We start from the raw sequence: 22150 nt of genomic DNA on the forward strand, positions 1-22150 counted from the left end.
TTTAGAATTAAAAGCCATTGATACGATATCAATTACAATCTTCTTTATTACAGTTAAATATTCAAATTAAATTAACGTTTCTTAGACCTTAATTATCATACTTAATATTAATTGAGTATAATTTTAATGTTTGAGTCGTGAAGAAATACATTTATAAAATCTTTAATTCATTAGAAAAGTTAGAAAGTAATATTGCTTTTTATCCTTCTATCATCAGTCTATTTGGATTGTTATTTGCTTTTTTAATGATTTATCTAGAAAGCATAGGGATTTCTAAATATCTGGTAAAACACTATCCGGTTTTAGTTGTAAATAACACTGAAACCGCAAGAAATTTATTAACCACATTTATTGCAGGATTAATATCTATTATGGTGTTTAGTTTTTCATTAGTAATGATTCTTCTCAACCAAGCATCTAGTAATTTTTCACCAAGAGTACTACCAGGATTGATATCTAACAGACGACACCAAATTATTCTTGGAACATATAATGCTGCATTACTCTATTGTATTTTCACTTTAGTGTCTATTACACCAAATGGAGACAAATATCAAATGCCAGGTTTTTCGGTCTTATTAAGTATTGTTTTTATGACCTTAAGTTTAGGCGCTTTTATCTATTTTATCCATTCTATTTCTCAAGAAATCCAAGTAAATACGATTATGGATAAGATTTTTATAAAATCAAAATTACGTTTAGAGAAGTTAGTTGAAGCAGAAAAACATATCGATGCCGGTTTTGAAGATACATCAGATTGGAAGAATATTATGGCGAATTCTACGGGATACATGCAAGATGTCAGTTTGAAAGCATTGGCAGATTTAGCCGAATCTCATGACTTAATGATAGAAGTTGTCCCTATAAAAGGAGCTTATATTCTTAAAGGAATTCCGGTTATAAAGTACAAAGGAGAAGCGAGTGATCACATGGAAGACAATGAAGACTTAGAGTCTAAACTTTTAGACTCCATAACCTTTTCTAACAGTGAACTTATAGAAGATAATTATGTGCTTGCCTTTAAACAAATTACAGAAATTGCTGTAAAAGCTATGTCGCCAGGAATAAACGACCCAGGAACCTGTATTAATGCCATAGATTATCTTACTGAGCTATTTGCATTACGAATGACAAAAAAAGATCATAGTTATTACTTTAATGACGATGAGAAAGCACTAATCCACATCAATACTGTAAGCTTCGAGGAATTGCTATATAACGTTATGGTAGCCCTAAGAACCTACTGTAAGCATGATGTTATTGTGGTTCAGAAGTTATTTGTTATGTTTCAGTATTTACTTCAACAGAATAATGTATTAGACGAAAATTACAAAGAAGTGATTATCAAGGAAATTGTTAATCTTAAAAAAGATGCTTTAGATAATTATAACAACGATAGAGATATTGAACTGATAAAATCATATATTACCAAACTTCAAAATATTAATCCATCAGAATATAAATTTTGAAGCGTAGTAAAGGTTCAACAAAATTATCAATACCAATCAATGTCTAATCACAAAGATATCATTATCATAGGAGGAGGAGCTGCAGGTTTTTTTGCTGCTATTAACATTGCAGAACAACATCCAGACTTGTCTGTTGCCATATTAGAACGTGGTAAAGAAGGTTTGCAAAAAGTAAAAATTTCAGGAGGTGGGCGATGCAATGTGACGCATGCCGAATTTATTCCATCTGAATTGGTCTTAAATTATCCAAGAGGAGAAAAAGAACTTTTAGGCCCTTTTCATAGGTTTATGACAGGAGATACTATTGCTTGGCTTGAAGAACGTGGAGTGGAGTTAAAGATTGAAGAAGACGGCAGAATGTTTCCGGTTTCAAATTCTTCACAAACCATTATAGATTGTTTTTTAAACGAAGCAGAAAAGCATCGTGTTGAGGTATTGTATAATCATGCTGTAAAATCTATTGATACTTTAGCAGATGGTTTTAAAATTGAAACATCGCAAGGAATTTTTCAATCAAAAAAGGTATTAATGGCTACAGGAAGTAATCCTAAAATCTGGAATTTACTCGAAGATTTAGGGCACACCATTATACAACCAGTACCATCGCTATTCACTTTTGATATTAAAGATAAACGTATTAAAGATATTCCTGGTGTTGTAGCAAAACAGGTAGAAGTTAAAGTTGTTGGTACAGATTTAGAGTCTAATGGACCATTACTAATTACACATGTTGGTATGAGTGCGCCAGCGATTTTAAAGCTGTCTGCGTTTGGTGCTGTGGAATTAGCAAAGCGGAATTACAACTTTCAAATCGAGGTTAATTTTATAAGCTTGGATACTGAGAGCTGTTTAGACGAACTCAAAAATTGCAAACAAGAATATGCCAAAAAGACTCTTATTAATTCAACACAATTTGATTTGCCAAAACGCCTTTGGAAACAGTTAATTCTGGCAGCCAATATTGGAGAAAATGAACGTTGGGCAGATATCAATAAACAGCAATTAGAAGATTTAGCAGAGCAATTAACAAAAGCGATTTTTCAGGTTACAGGAAAAAGCACGTTTAAAGAAGAGTTTGTAACAGCTGGAGGAGTAGATTTAAAAGAAGTAAATTTTAAAACTTTTGAAAGTAAACTAATTCCTAACCTTTACTTTGCAGGTGAAATTATTAATGTAGATGCCGTTACAGGTGGTTTTAATTTTCAAAATGCATGGACAGGAGCTTATATTGCTTCTGCATCTATAATGTTGCATTGATTATACATTGTGCGATAAGATAGAATTATAGCTTTAAAATCTTCAAAAATATAAGGTTTCGTAATAATTTGGTTTATTCCTGAAGTTTCAGCTTTTGCAGAAATTTCGGAAGAATTTAAAGCCGTAAGTGCTAAAATAGGAATATAAGGATTAAACATTCTTATGTGCTTTGTTACTTCATAACCATCCATGTCTGGCATGTTTATATCCATCAATATTAAATCAAAATCCTTCTCTTTTACAAGAGATATGGCTTCTCTACCATTAGAGATTATCTGACAACTGTAACCTTCAATTTTTTCGATATTCTTTTTTGTGATTAATAGATTGATTTTATTATCATCAACAATTAAAACATGCATATCTCTTTGCACTAAAAGGGTAGGTGCACTTTTGTTTTCTTCTGACATGGATAACTGAAACGTTATCTCAAAGAAAAAACAAGTTCCTTGATTTGGTGTTGATACAAAATCGATATCAGAATTATGGCTTTTTAGTAAGGTCTTTACAATATATAATCCCAAACCAGACCCACTACTATTTTTATTTAAAAACGTTTTGTTTTCAAAAGCACTAAAAACAACAGATCTGTGTTCTTCTTTAATACCAATGCCAGTATCTTTAACTTCGAAACGTAAAGTGATATTATTACCATTTCTGCTTTTTTCTATAACATTGATTGTAACAGAGCCCTTTTTAGTGTAACGGATAGCATTATAAGCCAAATTGATTAATATTTGACTAAAAGCTACTTTATCGACCAAAATATTCTCATTCTCGTCTGATTTGTCAATATTAACAATCAATTCTAAATCTTTATTTTTAGCCGCTATTGCAATTGTGCTCATAACATGGCTAACAATTTTTTCGATTTTATCTGGTTTTAATCGAAGAGTTTTATTGTCAAATTTAAGTCTATTAGCTTGTAAAATATTATCGATTAAAGTGGATAAGTAATTGCTAGATGATTTTAATGAATCTAAATACGATTGCCTTTTAACACTGTCATTTTCTTGGTCAATAAGTGTTGCTAAACCACTAATGCCATATATTGGTGTGCGTAATTCGTGGCTTAGAATAGAGAAAAATTCTAGTCGATCTTTGTCAATTTCAATAAGCTTAGAATTAGAATTTTTTAATGCTTTATTAATCTTAACAATATTTTTTCTGGCTTTAAAATAGAAGTAAAAAATAGTTAATATTATAGCTAATACAATACTCATTATTATAGTACTAACTAAAAATATTTTTGAGTTAAGTGCTTCTTCTTTCCGAATTTCATTTGCTAAAGCAAGCTTTTGCTCAGCGTTTATAATTTTGTAGACTAACTCACCGTTTCTAGTGTTCTGCAGCTCTAAATTATTTAGTGCTCTATATTTGTAAGTATCAGATTTTAGTAAGTATTTATTAGCAGAATCTAAGTTTTTATTACTGTGAGTGTAATAAAGATATTTGTAATAATTAAAAGAGGCTAGTTTTTTATAAGGATCTAAATCTGCAGAAGCAGAGGCTTTTAGTTCGTCTTCATTAATAGAAAACAAAGGTTTAAAATCTTCTTCTTTATATTCTGATGTTTTTATGTTTGCTATAGCATTATAATACTTATAAGATTGATATAAATTCTGTTTCAGATGTTTTGTTCGGTAATTTTTCGAATAGTTTAAGCTATCAAAATTGATGTGTTTTAAAGCATTTAATCCAACTTCACTGGATGTTAACATACTCATGTTGTCTAGACTGAAATAATCTTTTCTTATCTTGTATTCAAGATTTACAAAATAGATTTCGCTATTAAGCTTTGTAGATACCTCTTGGGCTTTTGGATAAAGACTATCAAATTTTGAATAGTCTTTTTCTAAAACATATGCATTAAGTAAACCCGAATAAGAGAGGTCTAAGCCTTTTTTTTCACCAAGTGAATCATATATTTTTAATGCCTTCTCATAGTAATTTTCAGCTTTCTTAAAATTTGACATTCTAGTCAATACTTCACCTAAAGCATTATAGGATTTTGCCTCAGTTTTTTTAAGGTTGTATTTTTTAGAAAAACTTATGGCTTCATTCAGAAGAATTGTAGCCTTATAAAGACTATCGTTTTTAACGAGTAAATCTAGCTTGTAACTGTTAAAAGTACAAGAACTGCTATCTGCGCTTATAAGTGATTCTTGTGCTTGTGCAAAGAAAATATTAGTTATTAGGCTTATAAACAAGATAATAGCAGTGTTCAATTTGGGGAAACACATGTAATTAGACTGTTAAGGTTGTTGTAAAACTACACTTTTTTGTCAAATAAGGTGTATTTAAACGGTTTTAATTGCGTTTTGTCTTTTGTGTTGAGGTTTGGAAATATAAAACTATATTTAAATTGTAGCCCTTTATTATTCTATATAATGGTGTAAAAGATGTAGTTATGGTATTACATTTGTTTATTTAATATCAACAATTTTAATTTATGCAAACTTTCATAGCGCTACTAAGAGGAATTAACGTAGGTGGACACAAAAAAGTGCCAATGGTTCAGCTAAGAGAATTGTTAAGTAATTCAGGATTATTAAATGTAAAAACTTACATTCAGAGTGGTAATGTTATTTTTCAATCTATTAATGAGGGTTCAAAAGAATTAGAAAAAACTATTCAGAACTCAATCTTAGACCATTTTGGATTTAAAGTTCCTGTTTTGGTGAGAACTAGAACGGAATTATCTACTATTTTCAATAATTGCCCTTTTTCAGATGAGAAAAAATCAGAAAGTTATTTTGTAATGTTAAGTGATGTTCCTGATGAGATGTTAGTTAATGAGGCCTCTCAAAAAACATATCCAGATGATGACTATGTAATTCTTAACGACTGTATTTATCTGTTTTGTGCTAAAGGTTATGGTCGTGCAAAATTCAATCTTAGTTATTTTGAAAAAAAGTTGAATATCCATGCTACTGCCAGAAATTATAAAACTATGGTGAAACTATTAGCATTGTCAGAAGAATAAAGTAAGAACCTATAGAAATTACTTATTTTTGCAAATAATAATTACAAGCAATTGAAAAGGCTGCCTCAAGGCAATCTTGGTCAGATATTTAGTGTACAATGACAGAACAAGACTTTATTCTTAAAACCTACAATTCAACAATAGAAAGTGGTTCCGTAAAATGGGCTTCACCAAGTAATATTGCTTTGGTAAAATATTGGGGAAAAAAGAAACATCAAATTCCAGAAAACCCATCTATAAGTTTTACACTTTCAGACTGTAAAACTATTACTGAAATCACGTATACTAAGAAGCAAGAGAAAGGTTTTAGTTTCGATATTTATTTTGAAGGTGAAAAAAACGAAGCTTTCAAACCAAAAATTCAAACCTTTTTTGAGCGTATTGAAATTTATATGCCTTTTTTAAAGGATTATCATTTTAAAATAGAAACATCAAATACATTTCCGCATAGTTCTGGGATTGCATCTTCTGCATCTGGCATGAGTGCGATAGCACTTTGTTTAATGAGTATTGAACATGAACTTAAAGCTGATGTCATTTCGACAGAGCGAAGTATGAGTGACGAGAAACGTAAGTTCAGCGAAGCTAAATCTCACTTTAACCAAAAAGCATCATTCTTAGCAAGGTTAGGTTCTGGTAGCGCTTGCAGAAGTATAGAAGGCGAACTTGTAGTTTGGGGAAAAAATGAGAGTATAGCGGAAAGTTCTGATTTATATGGTGTAAAATTTGAAGGTGATGTGCATTCAAATTTTAGCAACTATCAAGACACCATTTTATTAGTCGATAAAGGTGAAAAGCAAGTGAGCAGTACCGTTGGTCATCAATTAATGTATGGTCATCCATTTGCAAAAGAACGTTTTGACCAAGCCCATGTTAATTTAGCAAAATTGAAAGCTATTTTAGCTTCTGGTGACTTAAACGAATTTATAAAAATTGTTGAAAGTGAAGCATTAACGTTACATGCCATGATGATGACGAGTATGCCGTATTTCATATTAATGAAACCAAATACGCTAGAAATCATTAATAAAATTTGGGCATTTAGAGAAAAAACAGATTCTAAGGTTTGTTTTACGTTAGATGCTGGTGCAAATGTTCATGTCCTTTATCCGGAAAGTGAAAAAGAAAATGTCCTTGAATTTATTAAGGATGAATTGGTTAGCTTTTGCCAAAATGGTCATTACATTTGCGACCAAATCGGACAAGGCGCAAACCAAATACAATTTTAATACGTATATTTGTTAAAGTAATTGCACACTATATATGAAGGGACCATTATTTTACTCTAAGATTTTATTGTTCGGCGAATATGGAATTATAAAAGATTCTAAAGGCTTATCTATTCCTTATAATTTTTATAATGGTGCTTTAAAAGTAGATAAAAATCCTAATCAAGATGCTATAAAATCTAACGAAAGTTTAGTGCGTTATGTAGCTTATTTGAGAAATCTTGATAAAGAATTAGTAGCTTTTGATATTGATACATTGCAAAATGATGTTGACAAAGGCATGTACTTTGATTCTTCAATTCCTCAAGGTTATGGTGTAGGAAGTAGTGGAGCTTTAGTTGCTGCTATTTACGATAAATATGCTTCTGATAAGATTACGGTTTTAGAAAATCTTACACGCGAAAAGCTTTTAAAATTAAAAACGATATTCTCTGAAATGGAATCTTTTTTCCACGGAAAATCGTCTGGTTTAGACCCATTAAATAGTTATTTAAGCCTTCCTATTTTAATTAACTCTAAAGATAATATTGAGGCTACAGGTATTCCGTCTCAACAAACAGATGGAAAAGGTGCTGTGTTTTTATTAGATAGTGGTATTGTTGGCGAAACTGCACCAATGGTGAGTATTTTTATGGAAAACATGAAGAATGAAGGTTTCCGTAGCATGCTAAAAGACCAATTTATAAAACATACAGATGCTTGTGTAGATGATTTTTTAAAAGGCGATATAAAGTCCTTATTTAAAAACACAAAGCAATTATCTAAGGTGGTGCTAAATAACTTTAAACCAATGATTCCTTCTCAGTTTCATGAGCTTTGGAAAAATGGACTTGAAACTAATGATTATTATTTAAAACTTTGTGGTTCTGGAGGAGGAGGCTATATCCTAGGCTTTACTGAAAATATAGATAAAGCAAAGGAAGCTTTAAAAGGTCAGAAGTTAGAGGTTGTATATAATTTCTAAATCAATTTAGTTATACTGAACGTTTTTTAAGTGTTCTTTCAAGATTTACCTAATTAACTCATGTTATCTAGACGGCAGAAACACATTCTTCTTAAATTTTTCAGCCTATTTTCTGTTGTGAGAGGTTACAATATTCTTGTGATTGTAATTGCTCAATATTTAGCTTCGGTTTATATTTTTGCACATCACAGACCTTTAAAATCCGTTTTATTAGATGTTAATTTGTTAATGCTTGTACTAGCATCTTCAGCGACTATTGCATCGGGTTATATTATTAATAATTTTTACGATTCAGAAAAAGACTTAATCAATAAGCCAAGAAAAACGATGTTAGATCGTTTGGTGAGTCAAAACACAAAACTATCCTTTTATTTTGTACTTAATTTTGTAGCAGTTGTTTTTGCAAGTTATGTCTCATTTAAAGCGGTTAGCTTTTTTGCCGTTTATATTTTTGCGATTTGGTTTTATTCACATCGATTAAAAAAACTACCCATTATTGGAAATATGGTTTCTGCCATATTAACCGTAACCCCATTTTTTGTCATCTTTATTTATTACCAAAATTTCGAAAAAGTGGTTTTTGCACATGGTATATTTTTGTTTTTATTAATCTCTATGCGAGAACTCACCAAGGATTTAGAAAATATAAAAGGGGATTTGGCTCTAAATTATAGGACTGTTCCTGTGGTTTATGGTGAAAAAACATCTAAACGTATGCTTACTGTTGTGGCAGTTTTAACTATGATTTCGGCTGTCTTATTGATTTCATTTTTTAAAATTGGGCATATGTATTATTACTTTTATCTCAGTATAGTCTTATTGCTGGTTTATCTTATTATTTTACTAAAATCGAGTAATAAAACCCATTACCTTACGCTTCATAATATCTTAAAGTTTATAATTGTAGCAGGTGTGTTTTCTATCTTATTAATAGATGTTTCAGTTGTTTTAAACCGAATATAAATAAGGCTAAGGTTATTTTAACTGTATTGTAAGTGTCTACAACAAACAACTTTAATATTTAAGTTGAAGATGTGAACTATTGTTATACCTTTGCGAAAAATTACAATATGAGCAGAAATCAAGACAGCAAAGGAAAAGGAAAGATTACAGGAAGAGGAAATGCAAATAGCAAGACTAAAAGTTATGCTAGAGGAAACGCTCCTATAAAGAAGAAAAGTCAAGCTGTAAAAAAATCATCTAATCCAGATGAGATGCGTTTAAATAAATACATAGGTAATTCTGGTATTTGTTCGCGTCGTGAAGCCGATGAGAATATTGCTATAGGTTTAGTAACCGTTAATGGCAAGGTGGTAACCGAAATGGGCTATAAGGTAAAGCGCACTGATGAAGTGAGGTTTGATGGGCAACGTATTATGCCAGAGCCAAGCGTTTATGTCTTACTAAATAAGCCAAAAGGTTTTGCTACAACTACAGCAGAAAGCAAGGGTAAAACGGTTATGGATTTAGTAGCTAATGCAACTAGTGCTAATATAAAACCCATAGGTCGTCTTGGTAGAAACTCAGTAGGTTTATTGTTGTTTACAAATGACGACAAAGTGGTACAAAAATTCACCAATTCAAAAAATGGTGTAGCACGTTTGTTTCAAGTTGAATTGGATAAGAATTTAAAATTTGAAGATCTTAAAAAGATACAAGAAGGTTTTAAAGTCGATGGTAAATTAATTGCTGTTGAGGAGATTAGTTATATTAAAGACGAATCTAAAAACCAAGTTGGAATTAAGATTAAAAACACAGGAAATACTATTTTACATACCATCTTTGATAACCTTAACTATGATATTGTAAGAATTGATTGCGTAGCTATTGGTCATTTAACTAAGAAGGATATACCTCGTGGTCACTGGAAACACTTAACTGAGCAAGAAATAAATACTTTAAAGATGCTTTAATAGCAAAATTGAGAAGCTAATTCGATTACATATATCTTACCGTTCATCGAATAAATGATTCATTTTGACGACTAGGTGTTAATTTTTTTCTATATTGCAGCCCCAAATAGAATTGAAAATTACCTACTTATGAAAAATGTAAGACTACTCTTAGTACTTTTGCTTATAGTAAATTGTACAACAGATTTAACTGATGATAATAGTATCTCAGAAATTCCCACACCAGAAACACAAAGTTGTGTGGATGATTTACCCCAAATTAGGATAACTAATAATGGAGTGCACAGTTTCGATTTTCTAATCTACGATCTAGACGATGATTACAATACACTGTATGACCAGAGTATTTCTGTTACTTTAGATAGTGATTGGATTGAAATAACGAGCAGTAATATTGTAATTGTAGCGTCTAATGAGTACGATTACGGACAGAAAATTGAATTAAACCTACAGAATTGCGATGCTATTGAAGTTGTAATTGATGCTAACGACGATTTAACTTCATTGTAGTAAATCGGTTTAAGCAATAGTTAGCTTTTTACTACTATAATAAAAGTTAATTCGTGGAAGTTAAAAAGAATAATAAAACCTCAGATCGATAATTTGATCTGAGGCTTTATAACTAACACAGTTTATGAAAGACTGTTTTTAATTGATGTTTATCCTCTCATTTTAATCATTTTTTGAATCATGTCGTAAGTTTCGCGTAACTCAGTTTCACTCATTTCTCCCATTTCCTCATCATTTAGTGTCGCCTGTTTTTTCCATTCTTCAAAAGACATATTTTTAATTTTGTTTAAATCTTTATCTATGTCTTCAAGGTTGGCATCGAAATCAGAATCAATTTCTACATCACCAAATAAATTTTCTTGTTCTACAATAGTGTAATCTGGAAGTTTAAAATGGCTTTTGTCTACTTCAACATTTAATTCAATATTTGTAGCTTCTTTTGTTGTTTTAATTCCCATTAAAGTACCAGCCGATTTTAAAGTAACACCTTTATATATCCATTGTTTAATTCCCATTATTTCCCATATCTCACAGTCGAAATCTTTATAGGTTTCATTACTTAATTTTTTTCCTCCAAGGGCTTTTAGCATTTCTTCTCCTGCTTCTCCTACATCTGCGTTAGGTTGAAATTTTCTGGTTAATTGCATGGTAGGATCTTGTGTTTTATAGATTTTTTTCTGCTTAAAATCTACACTATAACTATCTCCATTGTCAAGTTTTTTTATGGTGTGTGTTTTCGTTGTATTTGTTGATGTATTACCAAATACATTCGTTTCCGTAGTTTGAGTAGATTGTTCTTCAACTAATTCTAACGCACCAAAATCTTTAAAATAAATATGTTCCGTACCACTGCCTGTAATTTTACTTCCCATTACGTCTCCTGTAATAGTTATTTCATATTCTATGATACCAGATTTTACTTTGTAGCGTTTTAGTTTGTTGTCTTGCTGTTCTGTATTTTCTGAAGCATCTGTAAGCGTATTGCTTTTAGTGTCATTGCAACCTAAAATAAGGAAGGCAAGAATAAATAGACTAAACTTTTTCATTTGTTTAAGTTTAAAGATTATAATGGATTAGCCGTTACTTCTAATTCTGCGGTAACCTCAATATTGAAATTCATACCAATTTCATTTGAAACAGTATTTCCAGTAATACCAACCGTTGCACTTTTGTTGCTTTTAAGCAAATCTGCCATAGCGTTTAGTTTACTAACATCTGTGACTTCGAAAATGGTGCCTGCATCATAAGCGTCTTTTACAGTAAATGATGCTACGTCTTTTAAAGTGATGTTGTCTGCATAAAAATCAACATCAACAGTCCCTTCTTCGTTTCCTGTAAAACTGATAATTCTGTAAGTTAGTTTTGTGATTTTAACACCTTTAATGTTATCTAAATAATCGTGTGTGTCATTGTTGTCTATGCTTAAAACAACATATTCATTTACTGTTTCTTGACCTTGATCAACGTTTGCAACTATGGTTGCTTTTACAGTAGTATCGAAATCTACATCTAGGAGGTCATCATCACAAGATGTAAATACGAAACAAATAAGTAATGCCGATAAAATTTTTGCTGTAGTTTTCATAATATTTTTATTTAATTGATAATTTCTGTTTTTCTAAATTCAGGTGCTTTATTTTATTTCAACTTCAACGGTTATTGTACTTAAAGCATCTTCTGCATTCATAGTTTCATTTTTTAGTAAAAAGTATTCAAAAACGTGATGGTTGCCTTCTAACGACATACCTGTTATGTCATATTTATAAGGAGAATGAAGATTATTACCAGCATAGGTTCCTGAGTCACTACCATCTCTTCGTGTTAGAATCCAACAACCTGAGGCGTTTACCACAGCTTCATCAAAACTAACTTCTATGTTTAGACCTTCACCTTTTTGTAGAGTAACTTTATTTGTAGTGGGTTGTGCAAGTTTAAATTTATAATCTACTTTAAAACTTGGATCTTTCATTTTTAATCGGATGATGCTTTCTTCAGAAATAGTAGTATATTCTATATGGTTAACCTTGTTCTTGCTATCTATTAAAACAATAAATCCCTTTAAATCGTCAAATCTTTTTTCTCTAACAAAAAACCACATATTGTCTTTTTTATAAAAGGTTTTTAGTTCTATATCAAATTTACTTACAGGTGAAAGATCATCTAATACGTATTGGAAAAGTCTGGCATCATCTTCCGTTTTTAGTGTGTATTTTTTTTGAAGACTATTTAAAAATATAGGCATTTCTAAAAGACCATCAATCGAAGTTTTTATATACTCACCATTGTTAGAAATCAACATAAATGGTATATTATTCGTAAAACTGTTACCTTCTTCTCCTTCTGTTACTTTTAAGTTGCATTTGTTGATTGAAAGCGTAGATATTGTGTTTAGCGAATAAAAATTTAAAGGTGTAATTTCAAATTCATAATTAACGTTATCTAACAAATACTGATGCATAAAGGCACTATCTTTTTTTGAAATCAGAGCTCCGGAACCTGTAAAGTCTATTGTTTCTCCAGATTGTAAAAGTGTTTCAGGCAACGTCTTTTTTAAGTCGTTTTCATAAACTATTGTAGAGATTTGTCCATTGTTAGCTGTTGTAACAACATAGGCCATAGTCTCCCCAAATCTTGTTTCTCTATTAAAATACCAGGTATTATCTTCTATAAAAAAACCTAAGCCACGTTCATTGTCTAATAATTTTAATAAGGATTGAAAAGCAACACCATCATCTTCAGTTTTTAATTTAAATTTTTTAGCATTTAAACTTTTAATAAATGCGCTCGAGGCTAGCAAATCGTTTCTGTCTTTAAAAGCGATTAGTTTATTTGCAGTTTTAATAAAATACCGTAATTGTAATATGTTATGTCCATCTTGATAACTTGTACTAAACAGTAATTCACTTTGATAGATGTCTGATGCGGTTACGTTTTGCAAAGCGTTACTAATTAGTAACGTATTCTTGTTTTGTAGAGTGCTATCTAAATAGTCTTTAATTTTTGTTTGTTCCGTTTGGTTTTGAGAAAAGACAGAAGCACTTATTACTAATGCTATGGATATAAATAAAGCTTTCATTTTGATACTATTTTTTAATTTCTTCTAATTCAATTATTGAATATTCTACCTTATCGAAAAGACCAATATCTTCACGGATTATTTTAGCATAGATGCCTGGTTTGTCTATTATCATCCAGTATTTAACTTTAGCATCACCATCGAATCCTTCAAAAATTTTGCATTTAAATTCGCCTGCTGGTACTTTTATGGTTTCGGTTGTGACTAGTTTAAAAGGGCCTAATTCTTCTTGAGGAAAAAAGTCGTTATATTGATTGTATAAATCTCCTTTAACACACTCTGAAAATTGCATGGTGTCTTTTTTAGTGATACTTAAATTGGCTAAACTGATTCTTCTTTCTTCCGAATTCACATCGATTTTAGATAGCAAAGTGTTGTAGGTAAAAGATGATGTATTTGGTATCAGTTTACTTTGCTTATATTTTAAATAGCTTACGTTTTTTAATTCGTTTAGTAAGGCATCAAAATCTTGCCAAGGTGATGTGTCGGTTGATTCTTCAGGGAAATCTTCAATATTAAAAGTTAAACGTTCTATTGGTTTTACAGTTGATTCTTTTTTACCAATAATTTCTTTGCCATTTTTTTCTAAGATGAATTTATTTTCTGTAATTGTTTTTACGGTACTAAAGCCTTTTAGTAAACTAGTTCCGCCAAGAAATAAAATGGATTTTTCTTCGGGATTATAAATCCACGTTCCTTTATAGGCTGCGGATCCTCCACCAGAATAAATTATGCTCATTAAGAAGGTGTCTGGACGTTCAATTTTTAGTAATTGCGTTTCATCTAATTCATTTTCTAAGGTCCATTCTCCTTCAATATTTAGTGAAGCATTATTTTTTTTAGAGTCTGCTAAATTAATCTTAGCATAATACAATTTAACATTACCTTGTTGTAGTTGAAGTTTTTTAGGGGTGATTAAAATGATTTTAAATTTACCATCAAACTCTTCAACCTCGGTTGATTGCATTGTGATGAGTTGATTATCTGGATGGTATTTCCAAGTGCCTAATACTTGTCCCATAACTTCCATTTTACCATCTTCTTTAAAGTTTTGAGTAAACAGTGGGTTATCAATTTTGTCTCCTTGTTCCACTTTTGTCAATAACCAATTGCCACTAATTTTTTCGTTTTGAGCATTAGTAAAACCTATAAATAAGATAAATATGGTAATTAATAGATGTGACTTTTTCATGATTTTCAAGCTTAATTTGTTGTTTTTGTTGATGCTGTATTACGTTAAAAAGCAGGAGCATATACCATTATTGATTAATAGCCCACTATAGTTTAAGCATATACTCCTGCTCGCCCTAAACAATAAACGTCATGTCTTATAATAATTAGAGCTCTAGTTTATTAATCTATTACTTCCCAAGCTGTAGATTCTACATAACCAGTTATGGTATAAACTTGTGCTTCCATTAATTTGGTACAAGTACCTTGAAATGATATTTTACTAGCAGATGTACGTGTTAATGTGCCTGAGACTGTGCCATAATAGTCTGTTCCAGAAGAGATGTTTACCCCTGGGTCACTATCGGAATCCATTGTAATGTCTTCACCAATTGCTGTTGGAAAACCTGAAACCATTATAGCTGTTTCGGTACCTACACCAATAGAAACAGTGTTTACATAGTTACCTTGTGCATCCTTAATAAGACCTACTTCTGCGTTGGTTGCTTGTTTGTAAAGGACGCCATCTAAATATATTTCAAAAGCTCCTGTGGCAAGTTGTGGTTCTGAGTTTGAGTCGTCATCACTGCTACATGAACTTAGTGTTAGACTTAAGCCACTTAATAAAATGACGAATAAAGTGATTGATTTTTTCATGATTTGTTGATAGGTTTATTAATTAAAATTTTCAGGTTTATTAATATATTTATGACTTTATCTTCAGTTTTTGGTAATCCTACTTTTGCATGATTTTATTAGTTTTAGTGTGTTAATAAATGCACGTTATTCAGTATTTAGTTCTAAAGTCCATACCCAATAACGAATATCATCGTCATCCAATCCGAGTAGTATTTGCAAAGGTTGTGTAAGAACTAGTTTATCACCACCTTGATTTAGTTGAGCTACAAAAGTCATTGCTCCTAAATTTGGGTGTATTGTTGTAATTACATTATCATCTACTACTGTATAACTGCCGTTTTCTTCATATGTACTTACACCATTCTCAGTTTGATACATAGAGTAATTGGTCTCAGTAAATGTTATGAAATAAGTGTCTTCCTCGTTGAGGTCTCTATTTGTATACATACCATTGTTATCTTCTTGGAGGTGTGTTACTATCCATTCACCAACACTTAATTGTTCTTGTAAAGTTGGTTCTGTCTGTTCATCGTCATTATTATCACATGCGTTGAATGATAATATTAAACTTGATACTATTATTAATCCTAAAAACTTTTTCATGATTTGTGGATTTAATGGTTACTAAAATTTTACAAATTCTACACGTCTGTTGTTTGCTTTACCTTCTGGTGTGCTATTGTTATCTAATGGCTTAGATTCTCCAAAACCAGTAGATTTAAGTCTACTTTCTTCAATACCCATGGTTATTAATTTATCCATAACAGCTTTTCCTCTAGCTATAGATAATTTCATGTTTGAATCGTCTCCACCATCGCTGTCGGTATGGCCTTCTACACTAAAGTTAAGGTCCTTTTGTTTTTGCATTAATTCAAAAATTTCATTAATAGGACCCATGCTTTCTGGTCGTAAGGTTGCCTTATTTACGTCGAATTTAATACCGTTTACAATTATTTTTCCTTCAGAAAGTACGCTGTCATAGTATTTTACGCCACCTTTAGCAATACGTACATTTTTAACATAAAATGGGACATTATCTTTTGCACTAGCAAAGTATGGATACATGGTAAAGCCAGTAGGATTGAATGAATAGTGAGGAATATTAACTAGTCTTGTGTCATCTAAATATACTTTTAATTTTCCTTTTGTATATGCTATAGATACATGTGTCCAGCATCCATTTTTGCAATAATCTGAATCTCTTCCTGAGTGCATTACTGCAGAGCCTTCAGGTGCATCAACTCTTATTGGTGTTACATCAAACTCTTGGGCATTATCATACACATTTTTGCCTCTTTGGTTTTTTTGATCTGTTAAATAAAAGGATAGTCGATTTCCTCCTGCAGGTTTGTAAAAATCAAATTCAATCGTAAATACTTCAGGTAAATAGTCCTCTGATGCATATTTTAAATAAGGAACTATTTCTCCACCATCTAAAAACATTAAAACTGTTTCTCCATCTACATTCGCGATTTCTACTTGGCCATTAATTAAATCCCAACGACTCGGAAACTCACCATTTTCTTCATTTAAACTCGGACTATCTTCAAAGATTACAGTATCGCCTGGGACAAAGTCAAATTTACTCCAAACTACAGTTGGGTTTTGAAGCTTTTCTTTAGGGTTAGCCGCCTTGTCGTTTTTTTTAGTAGTTGTTTTAGAATCGTTTTTCTTTGCAATACTGTCTGTGTTTTGTTTGTCTTTACCATCTATAGCATCCTCGGCTTTGTCAAATTCTTTATCAATTTTTTTATTGATACGATTTTCTGCTCTTTTCTCGGCTTCGCGTTCTATCTTATCCTCTGCTTTCTTTTTTAGGCGTTTTAAAATTTGTCCATTTGAGTATTGAGGTATTGCAATTAGCATACTTAATACTAACAGAAACTTAAATAGATGTTTAGAGCTTTTTTTTGAGTGTAAAGTTTTCATAATATCTGTTGTTAGTAACTTAAAGTTACGACAGTATTATGGTTGGTTTTTAGCTGAATTTGATTCTGCTACGGCTCAATTTGAATTCGCTAGTTCTGTAACTGTATTTGCAAATTTAATTTTGATTTTTTTGAGAATCATAGTAATTAATAACTCTAAAATTTAAGAAAAATAACAGATTGGTATAGGGTAATTAAAATTGTAAACAGTTAAGGTTTATTGGTGTAGTTGTATGTAATGCTAGTTTCGATTTCCTAATGAGAGATTAAAATTAATCTATTACAAGCGGTCTAATAAATCGATAAGATTTTTTTTTTGGCGTGTTGAAATTGGGATTTCTTTTTTGTTTTTCATAATAATAAAACCATGATCCGTTTTGTCTACTTTTTTAATGTGATTTAGGTTGACTAAATAGGACTGATGCGGTCTAAAAAATCCGTACTCTTTCAGTAAACTTTCATAATCTTTTAGGCTTTTTGAAACTAATATTTTTTCTCCATCTTTAAAATAAAACGTTGTATAACTATTATCGCTTTTACAAAAATGAATTTCACTTATATCCACTATGTGCATTGAGTTTTGAGTGCGTAAAACCAGCTTTTTGTTTTGTAATTCTTTTTTAAACGAATTCATTAAAATATTGAATTGCGATTCTGTATGCTCTTTACTTTCAATTAAATCTAGAGCACGTTGTATCGCTTCTTTAAATTCAATTTCGTTTACTGGTTTTAAAATATAGTCTATGGCACTGAATTTTATGGCTTTAATGGCATAAGAATCAAAGGCCGTTATAAAAACGACTTTAAAATCGTAAGAAGGCAATTTTTGTAACAATTGAAAACCAGACCCATCAGTTAATTCTATATCTAATAAAACCAAATCAGGATTTTCCTTTTGGATTAAGTCAATACCAGATTTAATACAGTTTGCCGTGCCAACCAGTTTAATGCTTGGGAAATACTCAGACAATAATTGGCTGTTTACTTCTTGCATAGCAGTTTCGTCGTCTATAATTATAGCTTTAATCATTGTTTAAAATTGGGATATTAATCGTTATTCTTACACCAGTTTGGTTGGGGTATTCATCATTTAAATTTAATATTTCGAACTTAAAATCTTTTTTATATTTCTGTCTTATTAGTTTTCTTCTATTTTCAAAAATGGACATTGCCATAGATTTATAACCTCCTTTTATTTTTCCTTCTGGAAATCCTTCTCCATTATCTTCAATAATAAATTCAACCCAATCTTTTTTATCTGTTATTGTAATCTCTAATATGCCTCCATTATCAATGTTTTTGAAACCATGCTTAATAGCATTTTCAATAAAGGGTTGATTAAGCATTGGCGGAATTCTTATAAAATCTAAGTCTAAATCATCATCATAATTAATTGAGTAAATAAATTTGTTCTGTTTTCGCATTTTCTCTAATGCCATATAGTTTTTTAACATACTGATTTCATCTGCTAATGATATGGTTTCGGCAGTAGAATTATTTAAAGTAGCTCGAGTTAAAGAGGCAAATTGAGATAAGTATTGCGAGGCTTTGCGAGCATCGTTTTTCAACATGAAATTTTGAATAGAACCCAAAGCATTGAATACAAAATGTGGGTTCATTTGCGTTCTTAGTACTTGCAAGCGTAAATTGTTTTGCTTTAATTCGGCCTGTTTATTTCTAATACTCACAATATATAGAATAAGAATTATTACAGTGACTAAAAAAGAAACAATGGCAATACCTGTGTTTATTCCTTGGTTTTTTAATTCGTTTTCAGCGGTAAGTAATTCTATTTGTTGCTCCTTTTTTGCAGTTTCATATTTAGTCTCTAATTCCTCAATGCCTTTACGCACTTTATCATCTCGTAGTTTGTTTTCAAGAATTCTTAAAGAATCGTTCCATTTTAAGGCGGCTTTGTAATTTAATAAATCTGCATTTAGATCAGATAGGAGGCTCAGTGTATTTTCATGCTCCATGGAGTAAAACCTAAGGTCGTTTAAGGAGGTGTTTTTCATAACCAAATCCAGCGCTTTTTGCTCTTGTCCTAACAAGCGGTAGAGTTCCGCTTTACTGTTATTGTTAGAAATGATTTCGTAAGGATCTCCAAAATATTTTTCGGACTCTAGTAATAGTTCTAAAGCTTTTTCGGGTTGGTTAAGTTCTTTATAGATGTTAGAACTATTGCCTAAAGCAGCGCTTATACCTTTATCGAAACCAGCTTGTTTGCTTAAAACTAAAAGCGAATCAAAATAGATGAGTGCTTTTTTGTGGTTTCCTTTTCGCACTGCGATAGAACCTAAATTATTATATATTTTAGCAATATCTCCAAACGAAGCACAATTTTCAACATCTTTTAATTTGTAGGCTTTTTGAATATAGTAATCCCATTTTTCAACATTATCTGTTTCTTTAAAAATTGTAGCCATAGCAACGTAATGGTAGCAGATTCGTTCCCAGTCTTTTGCCGTTTCTTTAATCTTTAGTGCATTAAGGGCATATTTTATAGCTTCGTTGTAATCACCTAAGTAATTGTAATTTGAAGCTAAATTCATGCTTATTTTTGCCATTTGGCTACTATCTTGGGTTATTGCTGCACTTTTGTAGGCTAAGATATAAGTGTCAATTGAAGATTGATAAATCCCAGCCTGCCAATAAACGTTGGCTAAATAATTGTCGAATTCTGCTATTTGTGCTTTATTACTTGTTTTATTAGCGATTTTTATGGCAAGTTTAAGGTAATCTATTGATGCTTCTTTTTCACCGCTGTTATTTAGATATTGTCCATACTCAAAATATGCTGAGGCTATTTTTAAACTGTCATTAGCCGCTTTGTCTATTTTATTTTTAAGCTCAATTTTAGCAGAGTCTTGTACAGTGCTAATGATTTTATTTTTATATAAATTAGTGCTAGCACATATTGTAAAATTGGCAACGTTGAGACTGTATGAACTTGTGAAAGCAAGAAGATAAAAGAAGAAAAGTGATATGTGTAATCTATACGTCATACTGCGTATGTCTTTCTCTCTCAAAGTTAAGATTTTTATGTCTTAAATTTTAATTTTTGTAGGAATATTATTGAATTAATAATGCTTTTTTTTAACGTGAAATAAGTAATAGTGATATGTTGGGTTTGGTCTGGTTAACTATTTGTTTATTAGTAGTTTATTTGTAAGAATATATTGGATTTAAATTTTTTTTAAAAAAATTAAAAAAAAGTTTTATGTATTAAAAAATAATTTACATTTGTAATGAAATTGGTGACTGTCTAACAAGATTTTAAAGCCAGTTTTAGCTGAACAATTGAAACATGTTTATATGTTCGGGCTTTTGAAAATTAGGAAGTCATATTCAAAAGCTGCTTACAGGTTAAGTAACCGAATTTTAGAGCTAACTTCCGCTTCTGCGATTGCTGCTAGCCAGCATATTTATGGTTTTGTACCTACTACACAAAGCCAGATTCAAGTATGATATAACGTAACCTTAACAGAGATTACGCATATATATTATTAATTTACACTTGAATATTTAATTAACAACATGAACAATAAATACATTGATCTTATCGATCAATCCTTTCACTTTCCACAAGAAGAATTTAAACTTGAGGACAAAGAGCTGCATTTCCATGATATAGACCTAATGAAATTGGTTGAAGACTATGGTGTGCCCTTAAAATTTACATATTTACCTCAAATATCTAATAATATTCAGCGCGCTAAAACTTGGTTTGCAGATGCGTTTAAAAAGCATAAATACAAAGGCAAATACAATTATTGCTACTGTACTAAAAGTTCACATTTTAAACATGTTTTAGATGAAGCTTTAACTAATGATATTCATATAGAAACGTCTTCTGCTTTTGATATTGATATTGTGAAAGCTCTTAAAAAAGAAGGTAAAATTACAGACAAGACCTTCGTTTTAAGTAATGGTTTTAAACGTGATCAGTACATTACTAATATTGCAGACCTTATTAATAGTGGTCATAAAAATTGTATTCCTATAATTGATAATTATGAGGAAATCGATTTGCTTTCTGAGGAGATTAAAGGCAAGTTTAAAGTTGGGATTAGAATTGCATCAGAAGAAGAACCAAAGTTTGAATTCTACACGTCTCGTTTAGGTATTGGTTACAAGAATATTGTTCCATTTTATAAAAATCAAATCCAAGATAATAAAAAAGTTGAACTTAAAATGTTACACTTCTTTATTAACACAGGTATTAGAGATAATGCTTATTATTGGAATGAATTACACAAATGTTTAAAGGTGTATACTGCTTTAAAAAGAATATGCCCAACTTTAGATAGTTTGAATATAGGAGGAGGATTTCCAATAAAAAACTCATTGGCATTTGATTTTGATTACGCCTATATGGTTGATGAAATTGTGAATCAGATTAAATTGGTTTGTGAAGAAGAAGAGGTAGCCGTACCAAATATTTTTACTGAATTTGGTAGCTTTACTGTAGGAGAAAGTGGTGGTGCGATTTATAAAATCTTATATCAAAAGCAACAGAACGATCGTGAAAAATGGAACATGATTAATTCATCTTTCATAACTACATTACCAGATACTTGGGCTATAAATAAGCGTTTTATTATGTTGCCAATTAACCGTTGGCAAGATAGTTACGAGCGTGTGCTTTTAGGTGGTTTAACTTGCGATAGTGATGATTATTACAATAGTGAGCAACATACCAATGCTATTTATTTACCAAAATACAACAAGGACAAACCTTTATATATTGGCTTTTTTAATACAGGAGCTTACCAAGAGACTATTGGTGGTTTTGGAGGTTTGCAACACTGTTTAATTCCAACGCCAAAGCATATTTTAATTCAACGAGATGCCGAAGGAAACCTAAATACAAAAGTGTTTTCTGAACAACAAAAGAGCGAAAATTTGTTAGGTATTTTAGGATATGAAACCGAAAAATAGTTGAGTGAACTTATAATAGTTCAATTAAAAATTTTAAAAAAATAATTAAATTTCTGATTACTTTAGAA

Annotated in this window: 19 protein-coding genes; 9 read left to right on the forward strand and 10 right to left on the reverse strand. The window is 30.8% G+C overall.

Annotated elements, in window-relative coordinates:
- The first annotated feature begins 137 nt into the window (after positions 1–137).
- Together DFQ10_RS02850 and DFQ10_RS02855 are read left to right on the forward strand one after the other, a co-directional pair.
- Positions 138–1469, forward strand: a complete 1332-nt coding sequence (locus tag DFQ10_RS02850; RefSeq protein ID WP_115815906.1) for a DUF2254 domain-containing protein — start codon at positions 138–140, stop codon at positions 1467–1469.
- A 39-nt stretch (positions 1470–1508) separates the two neighbouring features.
- On the forward strand, positions 1509–2726 hold the full coding sequence (locus DFQ10_RS02855) for a BaiN/RdsA family NAD(P)/FAD-dependent oxidoreductase (protein ID WP_115815907.1): 1218 nt from the start codon (positions 1509–1511) through the stop codon (positions 2724–2726).
- On the opposite strand, the gene DFQ10_RS02860 is transcribed toward DFQ10_RS02855, so the two are convergent.
- On the reverse strand, positions 2693–4936 hold the full coding sequence (locus DFQ10_RS02860) for a response regulator (RefSeq protein ID WP_181897562.1): 2244 nt from the start codon (positions 4934–4936) through the stop codon (positions 2693–2695). The genes DFQ10_RS02855 and DFQ10_RS02860 overlap by 34 nt on opposite strands.
- A gap of 242 nt (positions 4937–5178) precedes the next feature.
- Here DFQ10_RS02860 and DFQ10_RS02865 point away from each other — a divergent pair, with 242 nt between their 5' ends.
- The 6 genes from DFQ10_RS02865 (at position 5179) to DFQ10_RS02890 (ending at position 10328) form a co-directional block, all read left to right on the forward strand.
- Positions 5179–5712 (forward strand): DUF1697 domain-containing protein, encoded by a 534-nt coding sequence (locus tag DFQ10_RS02865; RefSeq protein WP_115815909.1) that lies wholly within the window; start codon positions 5179–5181, stop codon positions 5710–5712.
- Between the two features lie 98 nt (positions 5713–5810).
- The gene (locus DFQ10_RS02870; protein ID WP_115815910.1) at positions 5811–6941 is read left to right on the forward strand and encodes a diphosphomevalonate/mevalonate 3,5-bisphosphate decarboxylase family protein; all 1131 of its coding nucleotides are present in this window, start codon (positions 5811–5813) and stop codon (positions 6939–6941) included.
- Positions 6942–6975: 34 nt separating this feature from the next.
- The gene (locus tag DFQ10_RS02875) at positions 6976–7905 is read left to right on the forward strand and encodes a mevalonate kinase family protein (protein WP_115815911.1); all 930 of its coding nucleotides are present in this window, start codon (positions 6976–6978) and stop codon (positions 7903–7905) included.
- A 60-nt stretch (positions 7906–7965) separates the two neighbouring features.
- Positions 7966–8868 (forward strand): geranylgeranylglycerol-phosphate geranylgeranyltransferase, encoded by a 903-nt coding sequence (locus tag DFQ10_RS02880; protein ID WP_115815912.1) that lies wholly within the window; start codon positions 7966–7968, stop codon positions 8866–8868.
- 107 nt (positions 8869–8975) lie between these two features.
- Positions 8976–9818 (forward strand): pseudouridine synthase, encoded by an 843-nt coding sequence (locus DFQ10_RS02885; protein WP_115815913.1) that lies wholly within the window; start codon positions 8976–8978, stop codon positions 9816–9818.
- 129 nt (positions 9819–9947) lie between these two features.
- Positions 9948–10328, forward strand: coding sequence for a hypothetical protein (locus tag DFQ10_RS02890; RefSeq protein WP_147299166.1), 381 nt, complete (start codon positions 9948–9950; stop codon positions 10326–10328).
- Between the two features lie 149 nt (positions 10329–10477).
- Here the strand turns inward: DFQ10_RS02890 and DFQ10_RS02895 are convergent, their stop codons facing one another.
- The 9 genes from DFQ10_RS02895 to DFQ10_RS02935 all read right to left on the reverse strand — a co-directional run bounded on the left by DFQ10_RS02895 (position 10478) and on the right by DFQ10_RS02935 (position 20170).
- Positions 10478–11374 carry a hypothetical protein gene (locus DFQ10_RS02895; protein ID WP_115815915.1) on the reverse strand — a complete coding sequence of 299 codons (897 nt, stop codon included), beginning with the start codon at positions 11372–11374 and terminating at the stop codon, positions 10478–10480.
- 17 nt (positions 11375–11391) lie between these two features.
- Positions 11392–11913: a hypothetical protein gene (locus DFQ10_RS02900; RefSeq protein WP_115815916.1), complete on the reverse strand. Its 522-nt coding sequence runs from the start codon at positions 11911–11913 to the stop codon at positions 11392–11394.
- Positions 11914–11961: 48 nt separating this feature from the next.
- Complete coding sequence (locus DFQ10_RS02905; RefSeq protein WP_115815917.1) at positions 11962–13404, reverse strand: hypothetical protein; 1443 nt, start codon at positions 13402–13404, stop codon at positions 11962–11964.
- 7 nt (positions 13405–13411) lie between these two features.
- Positions 13412–14596, reverse strand: a complete 1185-nt coding sequence (locus DFQ10_RS02910) for a hypothetical protein (protein WP_115815918.1) — start codon at positions 14594–14596, stop codon at positions 13412–13414.
- Between the two features lie 161 nt (positions 14597–14757).
- Complete coding sequence (locus DFQ10_RS02915) at positions 14758–15231, reverse strand: hypothetical protein (protein WP_115815919.1); 474 nt, start codon at positions 15229–15231, stop codon at positions 14758–14760.
- 126 nt (positions 15232–15357) lie between these two features.
- Complete coding sequence (locus DFQ10_RS02920; protein WP_115815920.1) at positions 15358–15816, reverse strand: lipocalin family protein; 459 nt, start codon at positions 15814–15816, stop codon at positions 15358–15360.
- A gap of 21 nt (positions 15817–15837) precedes the next feature.
- Positions 15838–17142 carry an OmpA family protein gene (locus DFQ10_RS02925; protein ID WP_115815921.1) on the reverse strand — a complete coding sequence of 435 codons (1305 nt, stop codon included), beginning with the start codon at positions 17140–17142 and terminating at the stop codon, positions 15838–15840.
- Between the two features lie 279 nt (positions 17143–17421).
- The gene (locus DFQ10_RS02930) at positions 17422–18171 is read right to left on the reverse strand and encodes a LytR/AlgR family response regulator transcription factor (protein WP_115815922.1); all 750 of its coding nucleotides are present in this window, start codon (positions 18169–18171) and stop codon (positions 17422–17424) included.
- Positions 18164–20170 (reverse strand): tetratricopeptide repeat-containing sensor histidine kinase, encoded by a 2007-nt coding sequence (locus DFQ10_RS02935; RefSeq protein WP_147299167.1) that lies wholly within the window; start codon positions 20168–20170, stop codon positions 18164–18166. The genes DFQ10_RS02930 and DFQ10_RS02935 overlap by 8 nt, the downstream gene beginning before the upstream one ends.
- A gap of 508 nt (positions 20171–20678) precedes the next feature.
- Here DFQ10_RS02935 and DFQ10_RS02940 point away from each other — a divergent pair.
- Positions 20679–22082 carry a type III PLP-dependent enzyme domain-containing protein gene (locus tag DFQ10_RS02940; protein WP_115815924.1) on the forward strand — a complete coding sequence of 468 codons (1404 nt, stop codon included), beginning with the start codon at positions 20679–20681 and terminating at the stop codon, positions 22080–22082.
- Positions 22083–22150 lie beyond the last annotated feature (68 nt).

The organism is Winogradskyella eximia, from assembly GCF_003386165.1.
In the GTDB taxonomy this organism is placed as follows: Bacteria; Bacteroidota; Bacteroidia; order Flavobacteriales; family Flavobacteriaceae; genus Winogradskyella; species Winogradskyella eximia.